This window comes from Brachybacterium sp. SYSU DS0246 (assembly GCF_059391765.1).
Window position 1 is genome coordinate 62,151 of sequence record NZ_JBZXYT010000018.1, and the last position, 21,385, is coordinate 83,535.

Genomic DNA, 21,385 nt, shown 5'->3' on the forward strand with positions numbered 1-21,385 from the left:
GCCCGAGTGACCCGGGCGGGTGCCGTATCAGTTGGCGTGGGCATCCTCGTACGCCTTGCGGATGGTGCCCGAGATGCGGCCGCGATCCGGGACCTCGTAGCCGGCCTCGCGGGCCCACTGGCGGATCCGCGAGGAATCGTTCGAGCTGCTGGAGCGGGAGGAGCTCGAACCGCCCCGGGTGCGACGGCCGCCGACGCGACGGGCCTTCTCGACCCAGGTGCCGAGCTCGTCGCGGAACGTGCGGGCGTTCTGCTCGGACAGGTCGATCTCGTAGGCGACGCCGTCGAGGGCGAAGCTCACCGTCTCGCTCGCGGTCGCTCCATCGACATCATCGACGAGCTCGACATAGGTCTTCCTTGCCATGGGGGTCTCCCTTGTTGGTCGGGTCTGCTTCATTTGCGACCTCGGGATGATGTCGCACGCTGGTTCCAGTATCCAGTCCGCGCGCCCATATATCAATCCGATCACGGAGATTTGTGGACAACGGTGACGCTATTCATCCCCGCGGTGGAGTTCGCGGTAATCCTGTTCCGCCCGGCGCTCGGCCTCGCGTTCGCGTCGATCGGCCCGCATAATCGCCCGCAGCGCGAACCAGAAGAGCAGCCCCGCACCGATCGGCGGCAGCAGCGAACCGGCTTCGTACCAGAATCCGCCGTCCATCTCAGGCCTCCGGTTTCACGAGCGGGAACAGGATGGTCTCCCGGATGCCGAGCCCCGTCAGGGCCATGAGCAGGCGATCGAGGCCCATACCCATTCCGCCCGTCGGCGGCAGCGCGTATTCCATCGCTTCCAGGAAGTCCTCGTCCAGGCGCATCGCCTCGTCGTCGCCCTGGGCGGCGAGCGCGGCCTGCTGGGCGAACCGTTCGCGCTGGATCACCGGGTCGACGAGCTCGGAGTACCCGGTGCCCAGCTCGAAGCCGCGCACGTACAGGTCCCACTTCTCGACCACGCCGGGCGTCGTGCGGTGCTCGCGCACCAGCGGGCTGGTCTCGACCGGGAAATCACGGACGAAGGTCGGCTCGTGGAGATGGTCGCCCACGCGGTGCTCGAAGAGTTCCTCGACCAGCTTGCCGTGCCCGAACTTGGGATGATCGAGATCGAGATCGAGGGACCGTGCGATCCCGCGGAGCCGTTCCGTGTCCGTCTCGGGGGTGATCTCCTCGCCGAGGGATTCCGAGAGCGAGCCGTACACGGTGATCTTCGCCCATTCTCCGGAGAAGTCGTACTCGGTGCCGTCGGCGAGAGTGACGACCTGAGAGCCGGTGGCTCGTTCAGCGGCTTCCTGGACAAGTGTCCGGGTGAGGTCCCCGATGGAGTCGTAATCCCCGTACGCCTGGTACGCCTCGAGCATCGCGAACTCGGGCGAATGGGTGGAATCTGCCCCTTCATTGCGGAAGTTGCGATTGATCTCGAAGACCCGCTCGAGGCCGCCGACGGCCGCGCGCTTGAGATACAGCTCCGGGGCGATCCGCAGATAGAGATCCAGATCGAACGCGTTCATGTGGGTGACGAACGGCCGCGCCGCGGCGCCGGAGGGGATCACCTGCAGCATGGGCGTCTCGATCTCCACGAAGTCGCGCTCGTGGAACGAGGTGCGCAGCGAGTGCATCACCTCGGCGCGGCGACGCACGGTGTCCCGTGCCTGCTGGCGCACGATGAGGTCGACGTAGCGCCGACGCACCCGCTGCTCCTCGGAGGGCTCCGCGTGCAGCACCGGCAGGGGCCGCACAGCCTTGGCCGCCATCTGCCAGCTGTCCGCGAACACGCTGAGCTCACCGCGGCGGGAGGCGCCCACCCGGCCGTGGAAGAAGACGTGGTCGCCGAGGTCCACGTCGGCCTTCAGATCGGCCAGACGCTGCTCGCCGAGCACCGCGAGGGAGGCCATGATCTGCAATCGCTGCCCGGCGCCGTCCTGGATGGTGACGAAGGCGAGCTTGCCGGTGTTGCGCTGGAACACGACGCGGCCGGCGACACCGACGACGTCCTCGGTCTCCTGTCCGGCCTCCAGATGGCCGTACTCCTCGCGGACGGCGGCGATCGTGGCGGTCACCGGCACTCCGACCGGGTAGGCGTCCTCCCCGCGCGCCAGCAGGCGCTCCCGCTTGGATTTGCGGACCGCTACCTGGTCGGAGTGGTCCGTCGCATCGAGGGCAGGGGGATTCTCGCTCATGAGGGCGATTCTCTCATCACTGCCCGAGGATGTGCCCGCCTCGTCAGGGTGCTGTCGCGACCACCACAGCGGCGTCCAGCAGCCGCGTGCCCTCGACCCGTGCGGCCACCACCACGAGGACGTCGCCGCGGTGGTCCGGGCCGATCTCCTCGAGCGTGGCGGGATCCAGGGCGAGCGCGTAGGCCCAGTCGACCTCTGCGCGAGCGAGGGCCTCCCCCAGCGCGCGGCGGATCCCCGCGACCGATCCGCCTGCCGCGTCCGCGGCGGCGACGGTGCGGGAGAGCGCCAGCGCCCGGTCGCGCCCGGCATCGGAGAGGTAGGCGTTGCGGCTGGAGCGGGCCAGTCCGGAGGGTTCCCGCTGGATCTCGACGGGCTCGATCCGCACCCGGAGGTCGAGATCGGCGACCAGGCGCTGGATGATCGCGAGCTGCTGGGCGTCCTTGCGGCCGAACACCGAGACGTGCGGGTCGGTCAGCTGCAGCAGCTTGGCGACGACGGTGACGACGCCGTCGAAGTGGCCGGGCCGGGCCGCGCCCTCGAGGATGGTGCCGGCGCGCCCCGCGGTCACCGAGACCGTCGGCGGCAGGACCGGGTACATCTCCTGCACGCTCGGGGCGAAGACGAGATCGACGAGCCCGTCCACGACGGCGAGGTCGGCGTCGAGATCCCGCGGGTAGGCCTCGTAGTCCTCCCCCGGGCCGAACTGGAGAGGGTTGACGAAGTCCGTGAGGATCACGTGGTCGGCGACCTCACGGGCACGGGAGACCAGGGCGAGATGGCCCTCGTGCAGCGCGCCCATGGTCAGCACCGCCGCGACCGTTCCCCCCATCGCCGCGCGTCGCGTACGGAGTTCGGCCTTGGTGGTGACCAGCGCCGTGGTGGGAGGTGTCTGCGAACTCATGCCGTCTCCTGTGTCATGCCGTGTGCTGTGTCCTGTCTCGAGCACGTGCCCGCCGTGCGCGGCGACATGCCCTCTCCTGCCTCGAGGGATCCCCCGATCTGCGGAGCCCTGGCCCCGTGGCGTCTCGGGACGCGTCGGGACCGCGGCTCACGCATCATCGGCGGGCCCGTGATCCTCGAGCAGCTCGCGCACCTGCTGCCGGGTCCGGCCCGGGAGCCCCGCCCGGGCCAGAGCCGCGACCGCGAGGGCGCGGTAGGTCGCTCCGACGTCACCACGCCGGCTCGTGACGCCCGAGGTGTCCGCCCCGCCGGAGGACCGGTCGACGTCGTCGAGCGCTCCCAGGTGCGCGGCCACCGTCCCGGTATCGCCCCGCATCACCGGGCCCGTCAGGGCCTTGGCGCCGCGGCGCAGGGATTCGTCGAGGGCGGCCTCCAGCAGCGGTCGCAGATAGGCGCCCGGGTTCTCGATCCCGAGGCCGGCGAGGATCTCCCGGGCCTGGTCGACGAGCACCACGAGATGGTTCGAGGCGTGGGCGAGGGAGGCGTGATAGAGCGGGCGATCGCCCTCCTTGAGCACCACGGCCTCTCCCCCGAGCTCGACCACGAGCGCCCCGGCCACCGGCAGGAACGTCGGCGCGGCGGTGATGGCCATGGGGCAGCCGACCAGTCGCGACAGATCCGCCGAGGTACCGGTGAAGGTCATGGCGGGGTGGATGGCCAGCGTGGCGCTGCCGGCGTCGGCCAGCGGGGCGAGGACGCCGGTGCCGTACCGACCGGAGGTGTGCACCACCAGCTGTCCGCCGGGCGCGAGACCGGTGGAGGCGATGCCGGCGGCGAGCGGGCCCAGCTGGTCGTCGGGGACGGCCAGCAGCAGCATCTCGCTGCGTTCGACGATGGCGGGAACGTCCAGCAGCGGCACGCCGGGCAGCAGGTCCTCGGCGCGCGTGCGGGAGGCGTCGGAGACGGCGTAGGCGCCCGTGATGGCGTGGCCCTCGGCACGCAGCGCGGCGCCCATCACGGCTCCCACCCGTCCGGCGCCGATCACGCCGATGCCGAGCCGGGGTGCGCTCATCGTTCCTCCTGAGGCAACGGGGACGACGCAGCGGACGGCGCCGAGGTCTCCGCCGACGGGACCGTCGAGCTCGCGGCGGCCATCCCGAGCGCCGGCCGGGGCCAGTGCTCGCGGTCGCGGTACCGGCGCAGGGTCGCGGCATCGCGGGCGAGCACGCTGTGCAGCGCGAGCGCGTCTCGGCGCGAGAGGGCGCCGAGGGTCAGGGTGCTGCCGGCGATGCCGACCTTGAGGTCGAGGACTCCGAGCCGGCGTCCGATCGGACCGTCGTGGAGGGAGAGCTCCTGGATCCGTTCGCGGGGCACGATCTCGAGCTTCTTGGTCAGGATGCCGCTGCGGTGGACGAGCGCCCCCGGCAGCAGCACGCTGACACTGGTGCGGCGGTCGATCCAGTACAGCCCGACCGGGGTGCGCATCCCCTCGATGCTCCGGGCCGGGGCCGTGAGCAGGCGCTCGAGGACGGCGAGATCGTCGGCGGTTCCCAGCGGCGCGGCCAGGTGGCCCAGGGTGGCCTGGAGCTCCTCGCGGGTGCCGACGGGCAGCGCGCTCTGGGCGCCGTTGACGTCGTCGTCCTCGATGCCGGCGACGGTCACGGACACAGCCGTCCAGTCGGGCCCGCGCCACAGCAGCGGCCGGCGCAGTTCGAATCGCTGGATCCGCCCGGAGGCGATGTTGTCCGTCCGCGTGTTCGCCAGGCCGCGCCGCATCCGCAGCCCGCGGTCGGTGATGCGGGAGACGAATCCCCAGCCGGATTCGATGCGGCCGAACACGTACCGGGGCACGGCGATGAAGGCCGGGGCCAGAGGGATGAGCACGGCCGGGGACACTCCTTCCTGCCAGATCACCATGATGGCCGCGAGGCTGACGCCGACGAGGGTCATCACGGCGCCGATGAGGAAGCCGAGGTCGCGCAGCAGGGAGCGCACCAGGCGCCCCGTGGGGATCTGCGCGATCAGCTCGCCGTCGGTGACACCGTCGTAGAGCACCCGCTGCAGCCGTCCCCCGGCCGCAGCGGCGTCACCGGTGGCTGTGCTGCCGTGCTCGCCGGTGCCGTCGCCGGATGCTGTTCCCACGGGCTCCCCGGCACCCTCGATCACGTCAGCGGGCGTCCCGGGCGCGCGATGGTCCCCGTCTCGGACCTCCTGCGCGGAGGCGCCCTCGACGGTCCCTGCCGTCCCGGCCGGCCCCGGCGCACCGGAGGCGACGCCCAGGATCCGTGTGCGCAGCTCCTCGGCATCGGCGGATCGCACGTATTCGATGTCGAGGTAGGACTCTCCCCCGCCGGCCACCTCGATGCGCACCTTGGCCAGTCCCAGCAGACGGGCCAGCAGCGGCCGCTCGACGGAGACCGACTCGATGCGGGCCCGTGGGGCGTACTCCCGCGAACGGCTGATCAGCCCCTTGTGCAGCGAGACACCGTCCTCGTCGACGGCGTAGGTGGTGAACCACCACACCAGGGCGGACAGGACGATCGAGATCACGATCACCCCGGCGAGCACGGCCAGGCCGATGAGGGCTCGGGTCAGGGTGAAGTCGTCGATGAGGCGGGCGACGTTCTGCGCCGAGACCACGGCGACCAGCCCGATGATGATCTTCCATCCGGTGACCAGAGGCGTGATCGGGTGGGTACGGCGACGCTCGGCGGCCGGTGCGGCGGCGTCGGGGGCGGTCGGCTCCGTCTCGCTCACAGCGCCGCCATGTTCTCGATGCCGCGGTCGGTCAGCAGCTCCCGCAGTCGCTCCGCCTCCTCCTTCGGCAGGCCGGGCAGCGTGACGCTGGAGGCCCCGGCCGCCGTGGTCACGGTCAGCTTGGCGAGGCCGTAGCGGCGGTCCACCGGGCCCTCGTCGATCTTCACCGACTGCACCCGGCCGTAGGGGATGGTCTGGACCGAGCGGAACATGACGCCCGCGGCGATGGTGAGGTCCTCCTCCGCGTCCAGGTATCCGATGGCCCGGACCCGGCGTGGAGTGAGAATCAGGCTCTGGAGGAGCAGGATCAGGGGCACGACTCCGAGGGCGGCGATCCACCACCAGCCCGTCAGCACCGTGCCGACGATCGCCGCGGCGATCATCAGCAGCCAGATGACGTAGCCGACGATGCCGGCGACGTAGCGCGCCCGGATCAGCTTCTCGGAGACAGGGCGCAGGGCCCCGGCCCCGAGCAGGCCGTCGGGCTCGTCGGGGATCGCCGGCCGGTCGGCACTCGCGGGGCCGGCGGGGATCGCGGGCTCGGCGGGGACGTCCGGCGACACGGCGTCACGGCCTCCGTGCGCTGCCGGGGCGGGTGATGCCGGAGCGGTGCCGGGCCCGGATTCCTCGGATGGGAAGGTCATGGGATCCATCGTGTCACCTCAGGGTCCTTTCGGCGCTCCGACGCGGGTGGGAGATCGGACCGTCGATGGTCGGGAGTCGTCCGGGTCGGACACCGTCCAGGGCGGGCCCTCGGCGCCGTCGGCATCACCCGGGGCCCGATGGGCTCAGTGTCCTGCTTCGGCGCCCGCCGCGCTGTCGCCGTCCTCCGGGGGCAGCTGGCCCCAGCGCTCGACGATCACTCCCAGCACGCCGAGCACGATCCCGGCCACGGCGGCCGCAGCGGTGGGCAGGATGGCTGCGAGCGGATCGCCCGTGCCGGTGATGATCAGGAAGAGCGCCTGACCGGTGAAGATCCCCCCGACCACGGCGCCGGTGTAGGCGCAGGCCCGGGCCAGGAGCACGGTGCGGAAGGCGGTGGGCAGGTCGATCTGGAATCGGCGTGGAGCCAGGGTGGGATGCAGCCGGCGCTCCTCGCTCTCGAGCATGTAGCGGCGCAGCGGGATCCCGTAGACCAGCAGCACGGTCGACAGCGCCACCAGGACCAGCGTGGTCAGCCAGCCGGCGATCGGGAGCGAGTGGCCGCGGCTGGCGAGGGTCTCCAGCATCTGGGCGCCGAAGCCTGCGCCGACGACGAAGATCAGCACCAGGACCGGGATGTTCAGCGGCCTCACGGACGATCGAATCCCGTCACGGCAGGGCCCGGCCGCAGACCGTCGCGGTCCCCGGCCCGGGCCAGGAGGTCCGCGATCCGGCCGTGGCCGGGCAGCTCGGCGGCGGGCCGGGCGGCGTGCCAGGGGGCGAGCACGAAGGCGCGCGCGTGGGCGCGCGGGTGCGGCAGGCTGAGCTCGGCGTCGTCGAGGCGATGGTCGCCATAGGTGATCAGGTCGACGTCCAGGGTGCGCGGACCCCACCGGACCGCCCGCTGGCGATGGGCGTCCTGCTCGGCCCGGCGTGCCGCTTCGAGCAGATCGAAGGGCCCCAGCACGGTGCTCACCCCGACAGCCGTGTTCAGGTAGGCGCCCTGGCCGTCGGGTCCGCCGACGGGGTCCGTCTCCAGCACGGGCCCGGTCCACTCCACCTCGATCCCCTCGGCCTCGGCGAGCACCGACAGGGCGCGCTCGAGATGAGCGGCCCGGTCGCCGAGGTTGGAACCCAGGGCGAGCACTGCCTCGATGGGCGCGGCGTCGCGCTCGATGCTCACGGCCACGTCGCCGACGGGCAGGCCGACGGGAGCCGAGGGCTTGTGCACGGTCACGGCCACCCGGCGCACCCACGGTGCCCCCTCGCCGGTGAGGATCCGATCGGCGATGCGCTCGGCGAGGGTCTCTATCAGCTTGTGGGCGCCGGTGCTGATCTCCTCATGGACGGCCAGGGCGATCCCCGCGTAGTTCACGGTGCGGGCGAGGTCGTCGGCGCGGCCTGCCGGGGCGGTGGAGAGATGGAGGGTCACATCCGCCACGAACTGCTGTCCGAGCTCCGTCTCCGCGGCGAGCACGCCGTGCCGCCCCCACGCTCGGATTCCCGTGACCTCGATGCGGTCCAGTCGTCCCGGCGCGCGCCGGGGCGCCCTCGTGACGTCCGGTGCACCGGGCGCGCGCGGCACGGGGGACTCGGGGGTCATCGGCCGGCGCTCCGGCGCAGACGGTCGCCGACGCGGACGGCGGCGAGGTTGGGCGGGACGTCGTGGACCCGGACGGCCCAGGCCCCGTGCTCCGCGCTGTAGGCGCTGATGGCGGCGGTGGCGGCGTCACGGTCGACGCCGAGGGAGCTGACGAATCGTTTGCGCGAGGCACCGATGAGCAGCGGCAGCCGGTGGGAGGCGATGTGCTCCCACCTCGCCAGCACCTCCCAGTTCTGCTCGCCCGTCTTGGCGAAGCCGAGGCCGGGATCGGCCACCAGGAACCGGTCCTCGACCCCCGCGGCCCGCAGTGCGTCCAGACGGTCCTCGAGCTCCGCGGCGCTGTCGCGGGCCACATCCTCGTACTCGGTCAGCTCGGTCATCACGTCGCTGTGCCCTCGCCAGTGCATGGCCACGAACACCGGTGGAGTGCCGAGCCGGGTCCGCAGCCGGGCCGCCTCCGCGCCCATGTCGACGTCGGCGCGGCCGGCGGAGACGTCGTTGACGATCAGGGCGCCGGCCTCGATGCTCGCGGCCGCCACGGAGGCGCGCATGGTGTCCACGCTGACGACGATGCCCTCGCGGGCCAGCTCGCTCACCACGGGCAGCACGCGCCGCAGCTCCTCGTCCTCCTCGACCCGGGGCGCCCCCGGGCGGGTGGATTCACCGCCGACGTCGATGATGGAGGCTCCCTGCGCTGCGAGCAGCCGCCCGTGGGCGATCGCGTCGGGAGCGCTGTCGTGCTCGCCCCCGTCGGAGAAGGAGTCCGGAGTGACGTTCAGAACGCCCATCACCAGGGTGTCGTCACCCGTGAGGCGCTCAGGAAGGCCGTCGGGCCGCAGTCGGCCGCTGCGCGGTCGGGTCCGGGTGCTCATGAGTCAGCTCCGGTTGATGAGGCTCATGGCCTCGGCGCGGGTGCTGGGGCTGTCACGGAGCATGCCGCGCACGGCGCTGGTCACGGTACGGGCACCCTCGGCGCGCACACCGCGCATGGACATGCACATGTGCTCCGCCTCGATCACCACGATCGCGCCGCCCGCGCCGAGCTCGTCCATCAGCGCGTCGGCGATCTGGAAGGTGAGCCGCTCCTGGACCTGGGGGCGACGGGCATACACGTCCACCAGCCGGGCGAGCTTGCTCAGTCCGGTGACCACGGCCCCGTCCGGGATGTAGCCGACGTGGGCGACGCCGACGAACGGCAGCAGATGGTGCTCGCACATCGAGTGGAAGCCGATGTCGCGCACCAGCACCAGCTCCTGGTGCTGGATGTCGAACGTGGTCGCCAGCGGCTCGTGGGGGTCGCGGTCGAGGCCGTCGAAGACCTCCTCGTACATGCGCGCGACCCGGGCGGGGGTGTCCTGCAGACCGGCCCGGTCGGGATCCTCGCCGATGGCCGCGAGGATCTCGCGGACCGCCGCCTGGAGGCGGGCATGGTCGACCGCCATCTCAGCCCCTCGTCTCGTTCCCGTCACCGTAGCCGTGGCCCTCGCCGTAGCGGTAGCCCTCGCCGGTCCCGCCGGGGGCCTCACGATGCGGTGCGCCGGGGATCTCCGGGCCGTCGCCGCCGGGGTGCGGCAGTTCGGGCGGATTGGGCTGGAGCGGCTCGCCGGCGTCGGAGTCCTCCGCGCCCGTGGCGGTGGTGCTCGCCCCGACCCGGGGCGCCTCGAGGGACGGCCGGTCGTCGCTGGACTGCCAGACCTCGCGCAGCGGCCGCTTCTTGACCTGGGCGAAGATCTCGGCCAGCTCCTGCTCGCCCAGGGTCTCCTTCTCGAGCAGCTCGGCCACCAGCCGGTCGAGGACGTGCCGGTTGTCGACGATCACCGCCCAGGCCTCGTCCAGGGCGTTGTCCAGCAGCGCCCGGACCTCCTGATCGATGAGGCGCGCGGTGTCGGCGCTGAAGCGCGGAGCCTGACCCTGCTGCATGCCGACGAAGACCTCGTCCTGCTCGCCGGCCAGGGCCACCTGCCCCACCGACCGGCTCATGCCGAGCTGCATGACCATGGTCCGGGCGATCTTGGTGGCGTTGTCGAGGTCCGAGCCGGGTCCGGTGGTGACGTCGTGGAAGATGCTCTCCTCCACGGCGTATCCGCCCATCGCATAGGCGAGGCGGTCCAGCAGCTCGTTGCGGGACTGGTAGTTGCGGTCCTGGGTGGGCACGACCATGGTGTAGCCGCCGGCCCGGCCGCGCGGCAGGATGGTCACCTTGGTGACCGGCGCCGAGTTGTTCATCGCCGCGGCGACCAGGGCGTGGCCGCCCTCGTGATACGCGGTCATCTGCCGCTCACGGTCGTTCATGACCTTCGAGTAGCGCTGCGGGCCCATCGAGACGCGATCGACCGCCTCGTCCAGGGCTCGGTTGTCGATGATCTGGTTGCCGCTGCGGGCAGTCAGCAGCGCCGCCTCGTTGAGCACGTTGGCCAGGTCTGCGCCGGACATGCCGATGGTGCGCTTGGCGATGGCCTCGAGGTCGACGTCGTGCGCCAACGGCTTCCCCTTGGCGTGCACACCGAGGATGTGCAGGCGGCCCTTCATGTCGGGCGCCTCCACAGCGATCTGACGATCGAAGCGGCCCGGACGCAGCAGGGCCGGATCCAGGATGTCCACACGGTTGGTGGCGGCGATGAGGATGACGTTCTGGTTCTCGTCGAACCCGTCCATCTCCACCAGCATCTGGTTCAGGGTCTGCTCGCGCTCGTCGTGGCCGCCGCCCATGCCGGCGCCACGATGGCGCCCCACGGCATCGATCTCGTCGACGAAGATGATCGCGGGGGCGTTCTCCTTCGCCGTCGAGAACAGGTCGCGCACACGGCTGGCGCCGACGCCGACGAACATCTCCACGAAGTCCGAGCCGGAGATCGAGTAGAACGGGACGCTGGCCTCGCCGGCCACGGCCCGGGCCAGCAGCGTCTTGCCGGTGCCGGGCGGGCCGTACAGCAGCACGCCCTTGGGGATCTTGGCCCCCACCGCCTGGTACTTGTCGGGTTCGACGAGGAACTGCTTGATCTCGTCGAGCTCCTCGACCGCCTCCTCGGCGCCAGCGACGTCCGCGAAGGTGACCTTGGGGGATTCCTTCGAGAACAGCTTGGCCTTGGACTTGCCGAACTGCATGGCCCGGCCGCCGCCGCCCTGGGCGTTCATGATCAGGAACCAGAACAGCCCGATGAAGATCAGCAGCGGGAGGAAGGACAGCAGCAGCGTCGACCACCAGGAGCTGCTGGCGATCTCGTCGGTGTAGCCCTGCTCGGGTGCGGCGTCCTCGACCGCCTGCACGACGGCGTCGCCGCGGGCGTCGACGTAGCTGAACCGGACCTGGGTGCCCTTGTTCTCCTCGCCGTCGACGAAGTCCTCGGTCAGCACCAGGTCGACCCGCTGCTGGTTGCCGTCGATGATCTTGGCCTGCTCGACGGTGCCTCCCTCGAGCAGCTCGAGCCCCTGCTCGGTGTCGATCTGCTGATAGCCGTCGCGCCCGAAGAGCGAGAACAGCACCATGCCCAGCAGCAGCGCGACGATGATCCAGATCGCGACCCCGGTGAAGGGCCTGCGCTTCTTGTTCTTGGTGGCCGAATCCGCCATGTCAGTCCTCGTAGACCGAGCGCTTGAGCACGCCCACGTAAGGGAGGTTCCGGTAGACCTCCGCGTAATCGAGTCCGTAGCCGACGACGAACTCGTTGGGGATCTCGAACCCGACGTACCGGACGTCGATCTCCACCCGCGCGGCGTCCGGCTTGCGCAGCAGGGTGCAGATCTCGACGCTCCGGGGGCCGCGCGAACGCAGGTTGGACAGCAGCCACTTCAGCGTCAGGCCCGAATCGATGATGTCCTCGACGATGAGCACGTTGCGACCGGAGATGTCGGCGGAGAGGTCCTTGAGGATCCGCACGACGCCGGAGGACTTGGTGCCCGAGCCGTAGGAGGAGACCGCCATCCAGTCCATCTCCACGGTGAGATCGATCGAGCGCGCGAGATCTGCCATGACCATCACCGCGCCTTTGAGCACGCCCACGAGGATCGGTGGTTCCTCCGCGTAGTCCGCGGCGATCTGCTCTCCGATCTCGGCGAGCCGGTCGCGGATCTGCTGCTCGTCCAGCAGCACCCGGTCGACATCAGGGTGGTGGTGCGTCAAGGGCACGCGGGTCTCCTCCGTGGATGTGGTAGGTCGCCCGTCGGGGCTCACGGATCCGAACGGCGCCACACCAGCAGGCCGTCGCGACGAGCGACTTCGATCCTACCCGGTACGGGTACAGCCGCCTGACCGTGCCATGAGACCACCAGGGCGTCGATGGCGAGCACCTGGCGCCGCAGCAGGGACTTCGTCGGCCCGGGAGCTCCGGGCGGGCGCGCTGCGCTCTGGGCGGAACGTGACCCATCGCGCAGGACGCGGGTCCGCAGCGGGGCCGCGGTCGCAGCCAGGGCGTGGACGTCGAGCAGGAGCAGGTCACCCTCCTCGCGGGCCGGGGAGCCGTCCCGGCGCAGCGAGTCGAGCAGTTCCGCGGCCTCGGCGTCGAGATGGTCGGCGTCGGGGCGCACGAGGTCGGCGCTGCGGGCGAGGTTCTCGTCGATCTGCTCGCCGAGGATCTCCCGCAGCAGGGGCAGCGCTCGATGGCGGACCCGTGCGCGCAGCATCGACTCGTCCGCATTCATCGGGTCCTGCCACCACTGGAGATCGTGGAGACGGCAGATCTCCTCGGTGTCCGCGCGGCGCAGCGCGGTGGTCTCGCCGCGGCCGGTGCCGAGGAAAGGCCGCAGCAGGCCGTCGCGGGAGCGCGGGATGCCGGCCAGCGCTCTCGGACCGGCGCCGCGCGCCAGGGCCATCAGCACCTGCTCCGCCTGGTCGTCGAGCGTGTGTCCGAGCAGGAGCGCGAGACCTCCGCGATCCTCGAGGAGGGCCTCCAGGGCGGCGCGGCGAGCGTCCCGGGCGGCGTTCTCGAGACCTCCGGCAGCGTCGGTGGGCACCTGGGCCTGGAGCACGTGGGCGGTGGCGCCGAGTCGCTCGGCCTGGGTGCGGGCGCGCTCGGCGACGCGGCCGGATTCCGCCTGGAGGCCGTGGTCGACGATCGCCGCCTCCGTCTCCAGACCCATCCGCGAGCCCACCCACACCGTGGTGGCCAGCAGCGCGAGGGAGTCGGCTCCGCCGCTGAGGCCCACCACCAGACGAGGAGAGAGGCGGCCGGCCGCGGTGTCGTCGGCGAGCTGCTCGAGCCGGGAGGTCAGGGCCGCCCGCACGGCGGTGCGGGCGCGGGCGACGACGGGCGGGGGTCCCGGCATCAGTCGGCCCGAACCATCTCGGCGGCGATGTCGTCGACCGCCGCCCGGGCCGCAGCGGCATCGGCGCCGTCGAAGCCGTGCACGACGATGGAGTAGCCGGCGGCGCGCCCGTCCGGCAGCGCGACCACGCCGGCGAGCGTCGCCGCTCCCCCGAGATAGCCGGTCTTGCCACGCACGAGGCCGTCGGCGTCGCGTGCCGAGTCCGCGTCGAACCGGTCGGCGAGGGTGCCGCTGAGCCCGGCGATCGGCACGTCGAACAGCAGCTGCTCCAGGGTCGGGACGTCCCCGGAGGCGGTCTCGCCGAGCACCGCCGCGAGCAGGGCGGGCGGAACCCGGTTCTGCCGCGAGAGCCCCGATCCGTCGCGGATGTCCAGTGCATCCAGGTCCTCGTCGGGCACGCCGAGCTCGGCGGCGAGATCACGGATCTCCGCCTCCACGGCGGCGGCGGCGCCCTCGGGGGTGGTCTCCTCGCCGCGCGCGTCCGCGACCAGGTGGGCCAGCAGCTCAGCAGTGGTGTTGTCGGAGATCTGCAGCGTGTGACGGACGATCTGCGACAACGGCTCGGAGTGGATCTCGACCGACGGGGCGTCCGCGGGAGCGTCGGCCGCGGTGATCTCGCCGTCCACCTCGATGCCCTCCTCGCCCAGCAGCTCCGAGAACCGCAGCGCGGCGTCGCCCGCCGGGTCGGTGGACTTGGGACCGTACTGCTCCCCGTCGAGCCACCCCTCGTCCAGGGCGAGGGTGGCCGTCGGCGTCACCCAGCCGCCGGAGGGGCCGTTGTTCCCCCAGGCCGGGTTCCGACCGCCGGTGAGGTAGTTGTCGTCGAGGTTCACGGTGACCTGCTCGGTGCCCTGCTCGCGGGCGAGCGCCGCGGCCTGACCGGCCAGGTCGCGCAGGTCCGCGTCCGTGAGAGTCATGTCACCGCCGCCCTGGAGGGTGATCGTCCCCTCGGTCACGACTGCCCGAGTGGTCAGCACCTCGTCGCCGTCGTACACCCGCAGCACCGCGGCCGCGGTGAGGAGCTTGAGGGTGGACGCGGGGATCCGGGCCGTGTCGGCGTCGCGCGCGGCGATGGTCTCGCCGGTCTCCGCGTCGGTCACGCTGAAGGCCAGCCCGCCTGCCACGACGGGGTCCTCGGCATGGGCGGACATGCGCTGTTCCAGGTCGGCCGCCGCTTCCGGGTCGGGAGAGGGGGCGACGGCAGGGCTCGGCGCGCCCGCGGAGACGCGCTCCCAGTCCTCCGCCTGCGCGGCAGGCCCGGTCCCGGGGCCCTCCTGCGACGTCTCGAGGGTCAGCACGCCCGGGAAGGCGTCGGTCAGATCACCGAGAAGGTAGAAGCTCCCGGGGACGGCGGCGCACAGCACCATCGCCGTCGCGCGCCAGACTCGCTCGGATACTCTCGCCACCATGGTCACCACGATATGGTGTCCAGGTCAGAACCAGTGCCCCCAGGGCCGGAGCAACGGAGCGGCTGTCGTGGAATTCGACGTGACCATCGAGATCCCTCGCGGGAACCGGAACAAGTACGAAGTGGACCACCACAATGGGCGTATCCGTCTGGATCGGATGCTGTTCACCGCCACCCGGTATCCCGACGATTACGGCTTCATCGAGGGAACCCTCGGTGAGGACGGCGACCCGCTGGACTGTCTGGTCCTGCTCGAGGAGCCGACCTTCCCCGGGTGCCTGATCCGCTGCCGCGCGCTGGGCATGTTCCGCATGCGCGACGAGGCCGGCGGCGATGACAAAATCATCGCCGTGCCCGTCGGCGACCGCCGTCAGGTGCGGCGCCAGGAGCTGACCGACGTCTCGGAGTTCCACCGGCTGGAGATCCAGCACTTCTTCGAGGTCTACAAGGACCTCGAGCCCGGCAAGAGCGTCGAGGGCGCCCACTGGGAGGGGCGCAGCGACGCCGAGGCGGAGATCCGCCAGTCCTACCAGCGGGCCGCCGGCACCGAGCACGCCAACGAGTTCACCCGCGAGGTCTGAGCGCGTTCGGGGCCGCGGCCCCGCCGGAGGCACCCCGCCGAGCGGGGGCCCCGCTCAGCGGTCGAGCTCGGGCCGGTCGCCGGCGAGCTCGCCATCGATGGTGGGTGCCTGGGAGAAGATCTCGAGCATCGCCTCGACGACGGAGCGGGAGACCGCGTTGGCCCCGAAGCCGCCGATGATCGCGCCGACGCCGAACGGGAGCAGACGACCCAGCCACAGGCCGCCGGCCCGGGCCATCACGCGCCGGCGCACGTAGCGGGAGAGCTGGCGGCTGATCAGGCCCGGCAGGAACCCGCCGCCCCCGCCGAGGACCGCATTCCACTGCAGGCCCTGCTTGCCCATGGCCTTCGCGATGATCTCCGTGCCCCGCTCGCCGCTGAGCACGCCCATCAGCACCAGGCGGCGGGTGTGCTTGTCGGACATGTCCACGTCGTAGATGTCGGCGGCGGCCAGGGTCAGGAACGCGCAGCTCTCCGCGAAGGAGACCCCCTCGCCGACGGTCAGCCCGACGGCGGCGGCGGTCCCGAGGCCGGGCAGAGCCGCGATGCCGCCGATGCCGGCACCGGTGGCCGTCGTCAGCCCGGTGAAGCGCCGGGTGACCATCTCCATCAGCTGGCGGCGCGTCGCCTCGGGGTGCTTGGCGCGCAGACGCTCGACGTAGCTGTGGGCGAACGGCGACTGGACCTTCAGGGCGGCATCGATCAGCGAGAGCCAGCGCTCGTCGAGCTGCTCGACGAACTCACCGCTGTCGTCCTGCTCGGGATTCGGGGTGGTCGGGTCGCTGCCGGGCATCATCGGCTCCGTTCCTGGGGGTCCTGGACAGCAATAAGCTACCGTCCTCAGCCGGACGGCGCCCACATCCCGCGCGGGCTCCGAGGCGACCCGGGCTCCGAGTGCGCCGCGCCGCAGCGCCTCGACGACTCGGCGATCAGGCCGGGCCCGGGTCGTCAGGCCCGGTCCGCGATGACCTCGCCCTCGCCGAGCTGAGTGATCTCGCCGCTCAGCCCGAGCCGACGGACAGCGTCGGGCATGTCGGTGTAGTGGGCGGTGTAGCGGGCCGAGATGAACGAGCGCGGGACCATCTTGTCGTGGCACAGAATCCCGGCCAGATGGTCGGTCTCGTGCTGCAGGATCCGGGCGGGCCAGCCCCCGTGCTCCTCGTCGATCTCACGCAGATCTCCTCCGGGCAGCAGCTCGGTGGCTCGTAGTCGGACCCGCCGCGCCCGGGGGACGATCGACTGCCAACCGTCCACCGAGAGGCATCCCTCCCAGGCGTAGACGCGCTGGGTGCCCAGCAGCTCCACCTGGGGGTCCAGCAGTGCGCGCAGCGGGAACGGACGTCGTTCGAGGGGATCCTCCCCGGCGGACGCCTCGCCGGGGGCCGCGTCCTCCGCGTCCGCTCCTGCGTCCACGTCGGCGTCCGTTCCCGCTCCGGCCCCGGCGTACCGGTCCTCGACCACGACGAGCGCCAGAGGCAGTCCGATCTGCGGGGCGGCCAGCCCGACGCCCGGGGCGCGGCGCATCGTGATCGTCATGGCCTCCGCGAGCTCCAGCAGCAGCCCGGCGGGGATCCGGTCGCCGGCGGCGACGGCGCGCCGGCGCAGGGCGGGGTGGCCGGACTGCACGATCCGCAGCGGGTCCTCCTCCGAGGGGCGACGCTCCAGGATCTTCCGGCTCAGCTCAGTGATATCCACGCATCCAGTATCGCCTGACCACAACCGGCCCCTCCCATCCCCGCCCATCCCCGCCGATCTCCGCCCGGCCCCGGCCGCCACTGCTCATCACCGCCTCGCCGCGCGCGGGAGACACCGCGCGGGAGACACACCGCACAGCTCGATGCACCACGAGGATGAGACGTGGGATACACTCTCGGAGCCGGTGCAAGGGAGCACCTCTCGCGAGAGCGACCAGGACCGGTGACAACACTTCACAACGGACCGTCCGGCACGTACCTGCCGGTGAAGGGACACACCATGGCAACTGTCACATTCGACAATGCGTCGCGCGTCTACCCGGGACAGGAGCGCGCAGCCGTCGACAACCTCGACATCCAGATCGGCGACGGCGAATTCCTCGTCCTCGTCGGCCCCTCGGGCTGCGGCAAGTCGACGTCGCTGCGCATGCTCGCCGGGCTCGAGGAGATCGACGCCGGCCGCATCCTGATCGGCGATCGCGACGTCACCGACGTCCCGCCGAAGGACCGCGACATCGCGATGGTGTTCCAGAACTACGCGCTGTACCCGCACATGTCGGTCGCCGACAACATGGGCTTCGCCCTGAAGATCGCCGGCAAGCCGAAGGCCGAGATCCGCCAGCGCGTCGAGGAGGCGGCCCAGCTCCTGGACCTCTCCGAGTACCTCGATCGCAAGCCGAAGGCGCTCTCCGGTGGTCAGCGTCAGCGTGTGGCGATGGGCCGTGCGATCGTCCGCCAGCCGCAGGTGTTCCTCATGGACGAGCCGCTGTCGAACCTCGACGCCAAGCTGCGCGTCTCCACCCGTACGCAGATCGCCTCGCTGCAGCGCCGCCTGGGCGTCACCACCGTCTACGTGACCCACGACCAGATCGAGGCCATGACGATGGGTGACCGCGTGGCCGTGCTCGACCGCGGCGTGCTCCAGCAGGTCGACTCCCCGCGCCGCATGTACGACCACCCCAACAACGTGTTCGTCGCGGGCTTCATCGGCTCCCCGGCCATGAACCTGATGGACGTCCCGCTCACCGACCAGGGTGTCCAGTTCGGCGGCACGGTGCTGCCGGTGGATCGCCAGACGCTCTCGGACACCGACGAGAAGTCGGTCACCGTCGGCGTCCGTCCCGAGGACGTCGAGCTGGTCCCGACGGACGAGGGCATCGCCATCGAGGTCGACGTGGTCGAGGAGCTCGGCGCCGACGCCTTCATCTACGGGCGCCGCGCCGGCAGCGAGGACACCTCCAAGCCGTTCATCGCACGCGTCGACGGGCGCCGTCCCCCGGCCAAGGGCGAGACGATCTTCTTCCGTCCCAAGCCCGATCACCTGCACCTCTTCGACGTGTCGAACGGTCAGCGACTGGGCGACTGATCCTCGCCAGCACGGCACATCGCGCGACGGGCGTCCGGCATCTGCCGGGCGCCCGTCGCCGTCCCATCGGCCGGGCGGCGCTCGCCGTCCCCGGATCGGTACGATTCCCTTCCGGCCGGGGGCGACCTGCACGGAGAGTTCGCCGGCACGGTGCGCGCGAGGTGTGACGAAGTGCGCCCGGCTGGGCAGACGGTCCGCGATCGGGAGAGAATGGAGCCATGGCACCTCTGGAGATCACCGCATCGCGCGCAGATCCGGCCCTGCTGGACCTGCCGTGGGAGCAGCCGCTGGAGGACTGGCCCGAGGACATCCTCGCCGCTCTCCCCCGCGGTCTCTCCCGGCATGTCGTGCGATTCGTCCGGGTCTCCGGGCGGGTTCTCGCGCTCAAGGAGATCACCCACGACCTCGCCTCCCGCGAGTACGACATGCTGCGCGTCCTGGGCCGCATCGGAGTGCCCTCCGTCGTCCCCTTCGCCGTGATCTCGGGGCGCACCACGCCCACCGGGGAGCCGCTGGACGCGGTGCTGATCACCCGCCACCTCCAGTTCTCCCTGCCCTACCGCGCGGTGTTCAGCCAGGTCTCGCGCGAGGACACCACCGATCGGCTGCTCGACGCGCTCGCCGTGCTGCTGGTGCGCCTGCATCTGGAGGGCTTCTACTGGGGCGACGTCTCCTTGTCCAACACGCTGTTCCGCCGCGATGCAGGGGCCTTCGCCGCCTACATCGTCGACGTCGAGACGGGGTCGCTCCACGAGACCCTCTCCGACGGGCAGCGCAGCTACGACCTCGATCTGGCACGCACCAACATCATCGGCGAGCTGATGGACCTCCAGGCGGGCGAGATGTTCGATGCCGAGGCCGATCCGATCGCCATCGGCGATGAGCTCCTGCGGCGATACGACAGCCTGTGGTCGGCGCTGACGGCCCGGGAACGGTTCTCGGCCGACGAACGCTGGCGCGTCTCGGCCCGCATCGAGAAGCTCAACCAGCTGGGTTTCGACGTGGGAGAGCTCGAGATCACCACGGACCTGGACGGGACCACCCTGTCGATCCAGCCGAAGGTCGTCGACGCCGGCCACCACTCGCGCCGGCTGATGCGACTGACCGGCATCGACGCCCAGGAGAACCAGGCTCGACGCCTGCTCAACGACCTGGACCAGTACCGGGCGGCCACCGAGCAGCAGGCCGAGGAGGAGGAGTTCGTCGCGCACGAGTGGCTGCAGCAGCAGTACGAGCCCGTCGTCCGCGCGATCCCGCGTTCCATGCGCTCCAAGCTCGAGCCCCCGGAGTTCTTCCACGAGGTGCTCGAGCACAAGTGGTTCCTGTCGGAGAAGGCCGGCACGGACGTCAGTCTCGACGAGACCGTGCGGGACTACATCCTCACCGTGCTCATCCACCGTCCCGATGAGAAGTCGCTGGTGACGACCGAGACCTCGGCCCTGCCGATCTTCGACAGCTGAGAGGCCGAGCAGCAGCATGGCAGGTCCTTCCCCGCTGGCGAACCTCTCGCTGCGCGCTCAGCTGCGCGTGGACCGGCTTCCGCTCCGCCTCGCCCAGATGATGCTGGGACTGACGGGCTTCGGCCTCTCCCTGGCCATGCTGCTGCGCTCGGGACTCGGCGGGGCGCCATGGGACGTGCTGCACACCGCGCTCGCCGAGCGGGCCGGACTCAGCGTCGGCACGGTGAGCATCACGGTGAGCTTCCTGCTGCTGCTGGCATGGATCCCGCTGCGCGAGCAGCCGGGGATCGGCACCATCGCCAACTCCATCTGGGTGGGCGTGAGCCTCGACCTCGGGATGGCGATCCTGCCCCGGCCTCCACCCTGCCCATCGCTGTGCTGATGATGGTCGCCGGCGTGGTGATCAACGGCGTCAGCGGCGCCGTCTACATCGGCGCGCAGCTGGGCCCGGGCCCGCGTGACGGAGTGATGACGGGACTGGGCCGGCGTCTGCGCCGCCCAGTCGGCCCCGTCCGGATCGCGCTGGAGGCGTCCGTGCTGGCCGCCGGCTGGGCGCTCGGCGGTCCCGTGGGCGTCGGAACCCTCGCCTACGCGATCGGGCTCGGCCCGGTCATCCAGCTGGTCCTTCCCCGCGTGATCATGCCCGTACGCACCGCGGGACCGGCGTCCCCGTCCGCGGCGCCGGAGACGGGAGAGCCCGTCGGCCCGACGCCGCCGGCCGGCCCTGCCTGACCGTCTCAGCTCACGCGCGGCCCTGTGCCTCCCGGACTCCGGAGATCTCGTACAGCGCGATCGCTGCGGCGACCGACGCGTTCAGCGACTCCGTGCCCCCGCCCATGGGGATCGAGACCACCTGATCGCTGGTCTCCCGGGCGAGACGGGAGAGCCCCTTGCCCTCGGCCCCGACGACCAGCGCCGCCGGCTGCGTGCCGAGCTCGAGCTGCCGCGTGGTGACGTCCCCACCGGCATCGAGGCCGAGCACGAACACGCCCTGCTCCTTGAGCGAGGAGAGGGTGCGGTTGAGGTTGGTGACCTGGGCGACGCGCACGCGCCCGGCGGCGCCGGCGGCCACCTTCCACACGCTCGCGGTCATGGAGGCGCTGCGCCGCTCGGGCAGGATCACGCCGTGGACGCCGAAGGCATCCGCGGAGCGGAGGATCGCGCCGAGGTTGCGGGGGTCCGTGATGCCGTCCAGCGCCACCAGCAGCGGCGGTTCGAACGCCTCGGCGGCGATCTGCAGCAGCTCCTCCACGTCGGCGTACTCGTACGGCGGGATCGTCAGGGCGACGCCCTGGTGCACGGCGTTGTCACTCATCCGATCCAGATCGGTCCGGGACGCCTCGGCGACCGGAAGGCCCTGGGCCGCGGCCAGGCGCATGATCTCGCGCACCCGCTCATCCGTCTCGAGACGCACCATCACGGTCAGCTGCGTCGCGGGCACGTTCTCCTGCAGCGCCTCCAGCACGGCATTGCGGCCCACCACCTGGTCGCTGCCGGGGCGGTTCTTCGCGCCCTTGCCTCCTGCACCGCCGCGCCGGCTCGA

23 protein-coding genes are annotated in these 21,385 nt (G+C 71.4%); 5 read left to right on the top strand and 18 right to left on the bottom strand.

Annotation, left to right across the window (positions count from 1 at the left end):
• Window positions 1-27 precede the first annotated feature (27 nt).
• From AC5020_RS10675 to AC5020_RS10745, 15 genes are all read right to left on the bottom strand, one after another.
• Window positions 28-363, bottom strand: coding sequence for a histone-like nucleoid-structuring protein Lsr2 (locus tag AC5020_RS10675; protein WP_464988264.1), 336 nt, complete (start codon window positions 361-363; stop codon window positions 28-30).
• A 129-nt stretch (window positions 364-492) separates the two neighbouring features.
• Entirely contained in the window at window positions 493-660 is a 168-nt protein-coding gene (locus tag AC5020_RS10680; RefSeq protein ID WP_377019232.1) for a hypothetical protein, read from the bottom strand.
• Between the two features lies 1 nt (window position 661).
• Window positions 662-2,170: a lysine--tRNA ligase gene (gene lysS / locus AC5020_RS10685; RefSeq protein ID WP_377019230.1), complete on the bottom strand. Its 1,509-nt coding sequence runs from the start codon at window positions 2,168-2,170 to the stop codon at window positions 662-664.
• Window positions 2,171-2,213: 43 nt separating this feature from the next.
• Entirely contained in the window at window positions 2,214-3,071 is an 858-nt protein-coding gene (gene panC / locus AC5020_RS10690; RefSeq protein ID WP_464988265.1) for a pantoate--beta-alanine ligase, read from the bottom strand.
• A 147-nt stretch (window positions 3,072-3,218) separates the two neighbouring features.
• The gene (locus AC5020_RS10695; RefSeq protein WP_464988266.1) at window positions 3,219-4,142 is read right to left on the bottom strand and encodes a Rossmann-like and DUF2520 domain-containing protein; all 924 of its coding nucleotides are present in this window, start codon (window positions 4,140-4,142) and stop codon (window positions 3,219-3,221) included.
• Complete coding sequence (locus tag AC5020_RS10700) at window positions 4,139-5,827, bottom strand: PH domain-containing protein (RefSeq protein ID WP_464988267.1); 1,689 nt, start codon at window positions 5,825-5,827, stop codon at window positions 4,139-4,141. Before AC5020_RS10700 ends, AC5020_RS10695 begins: the two co-directional genes overlap by 4 nt.
• A complete protein-coding gene (locus AC5020_RS10705; protein ID WP_464988268.1) occupies window positions 5,824-6,471 on the bottom strand; it encodes a PH domain-containing protein in 648 nt (215 codons plus the stop codon). Before AC5020_RS10705 ends, AC5020_RS10700 begins: the two co-directional genes overlap by 4 nt.
• 144 nt (window positions 6,472-6,615) lie before the next feature.
• Window positions 6,616-7,122 carry a DUF3180 domain-containing protein gene (locus tag AC5020_RS10710; protein WP_377019224.1) on the bottom strand — a complete coding sequence of 169 codons (507 nt, stop codon included), beginning with the start codon at window positions 7,120-7,122 and terminating at the stop codon, window positions 6,616-6,618.
• Complete coding sequence (folK, locus tag AC5020_RS10715) at window positions 7,119-8,072, bottom strand: 2-amino-4-hydroxy-6-hydroxymethyldihydropteridine diphosphokinase (RefSeq protein ID WP_464988269.1); 954 nt, start codon at window positions 8,070-8,072, stop codon at window positions 7,119-7,121. Before folK ends, AC5020_RS10710 begins: the two co-directional genes overlap by 4 nt.
• Window positions 8,069-8,944: a dihydropteroate synthase gene (gene folP / locus AC5020_RS10720; RefSeq protein WP_377019221.1), complete on the bottom strand. Its 876-nt coding sequence runs from the start codon at window positions 8,942-8,944 to the stop codon at window positions 8,069-8,071. The genes folK and folP overlap by 4 nt, the downstream gene beginning before the upstream one ends.
• Window positions 8,945-8,947: 3 nt before the next feature.
• A complete protein-coding gene (folE, locus tag AC5020_RS10725) occupies window positions 8,948-9,514 on the bottom strand; it encodes a GTP cyclohydrolase I FolE (protein WP_377019220.1) in 567 nt (188 codons plus the stop codon).
• A gap of 1 nt (window position 9,515) precedes the next feature.
• Window positions 9,516-11,642 (bottom strand): ATP-dependent zinc metalloprotease FtsH, encoded by a 2,127-nt coding sequence (ftsH, locus tag AC5020_RS10730; RefSeq protein ID WP_464988270.1) that lies wholly within the window; start codon window positions 11,640-11,642, stop codon window positions 9,516-9,518.
• Window position 11,643: 1 nt separating this feature from the next.
• Window positions 11,644-12,198: a hypoxanthine phosphoribosyltransferase gene (hpt, locus tag AC5020_RS10735; protein WP_377019218.1), complete on the bottom strand. Its 555-nt coding sequence runs from the start codon at window positions 12,196-12,198 to the stop codon at window positions 11,644-11,646.
• A 41-nt stretch (window positions 12,199-12,239) separates the two neighbouring features.
• The gene (tilS, locus tag AC5020_RS10740; RefSeq protein WP_464988271.1) at window positions 12,240-13,334 is read right to left on the bottom strand and encodes a tRNA lysidine(34) synthetase TilS; all 1,095 of its coding nucleotides are present in this window, start codon (window positions 13,332-13,334) and stop codon (window positions 12,240-12,242) included.
• On the bottom strand, window positions 13,334-14,743 hold the full coding sequence (locus AC5020_RS10745) for a D-alanyl-D-alanine carboxypeptidase/D-alanyl-D-alanine-endopeptidase (RefSeq protein WP_464988272.1): 1,410 nt from the start codon (window positions 14,741-14,743) through the stop codon (window positions 13,334-13,336). Before AC5020_RS10745 ends, tilS begins: the two co-directional genes overlap by 1 nt.
• A 67-nt stretch (window positions 14,744-14,810) precedes the next feature.
• Here AC5020_RS10745 and AC5020_RS10750 point away from each other — a divergent pair, with 67 nt between their 5' ends.
• On the top strand, window positions 14,811-15,323 hold the full coding sequence (locus tag AC5020_RS10750) for an inorganic diphosphatase (RefSeq protein ID WP_377019215.1): 513 nt from the start codon (window positions 14,811-14,813) through the stop codon (window positions 15,321-15,323).
• A 54-nt stretch (window positions 15,324-15,377) separates the two neighbouring features.
• Here the strand turns inward: AC5020_RS10750 and AC5020_RS10755 are convergent, their stop codons facing one another.
• The gene (locus tag AC5020_RS10755; protein ID WP_464988273.1) at window positions 15,378-16,118 is read right to left on the bottom strand and encodes a hypothetical protein; all 741 of its coding nucleotides are present in this window, start codon (window positions 16,116-16,118) and stop codon (window positions 15,378-15,380) included.
• A 152-nt stretch (window positions 16,119-16,270) separates the two neighbouring features.
• A complete protein-coding gene (locus AC5020_RS10760; RefSeq protein ID WP_377794261.1) occupies window positions 16,271-17,017 on the bottom strand; it encodes a peptide deformylase in 747 nt (248 codons plus the stop codon).
• A gap of 279 nt (window positions 17,018-17,296) precedes the next feature.
• Between AC5020_RS10760 and AC5020_RS10765 the strand changes: the two genes are divergently transcribed.
• From AC5020_RS10765 to AC5020_RS10780, 4 genes are all read left to right on the top strand, one after another.
• A complete protein-coding gene (locus tag AC5020_RS10765; RefSeq protein ID WP_464988274.1) occupies window positions 17,297-18,382 on the top strand; it encodes an ABC transporter ATP-binding protein in 1,086 nt (361 codons plus the stop codon).
• Between the two features lie 218 nt (window positions 18,383-18,600).
• A complete protein-coding gene (locus AC5020_RS10770; RefSeq protein ID WP_377019211.1) occupies window positions 18,601-19,842 on the top strand; it encodes a DUF4032 domain-containing protein in 1,242 nt (413 codons plus the stop codon).
• Between the two features lie 16 nt (window positions 19,843-19,858).
• Window positions 19,859-20,224 carry a YczE/YyaS/YitT family protein gene (locus AC5020_RS10775; RefSeq protein WP_464988275.1) on the top strand — a complete coding sequence of 122 codons (366 nt, stop codon included), beginning with the start codon at window positions 19,859-19,861 and terminating at the stop codon, window positions 20,222-20,224.
• A complete protein-coding gene (locus AC5020_RS10780) occupies window positions 20,224-20,574 on the top strand; it encodes a YczE/YyaS/YitT family protein (RefSeq protein WP_464988280.1) in 351 nt (116 codons plus the stop codon). The genes AC5020_RS10775 and AC5020_RS10780 overlap by 1 nt, the downstream gene beginning before the upstream one ends.
• Window positions 20,575-20,584: 10 nt before the next feature.
• Here AC5020_RS10780 and rlmB read toward each other — a convergent pair.
• Window positions 20,585-21,385 (bottom strand): 23S rRNA (guanosine(2251)-2'-O)-methyltransferase RlmB (gene rlmB / locus AC5020_RS10785; protein ID WP_464988276.1); only part of this gene is annotated, 801 nt, incomplete at its 5' end.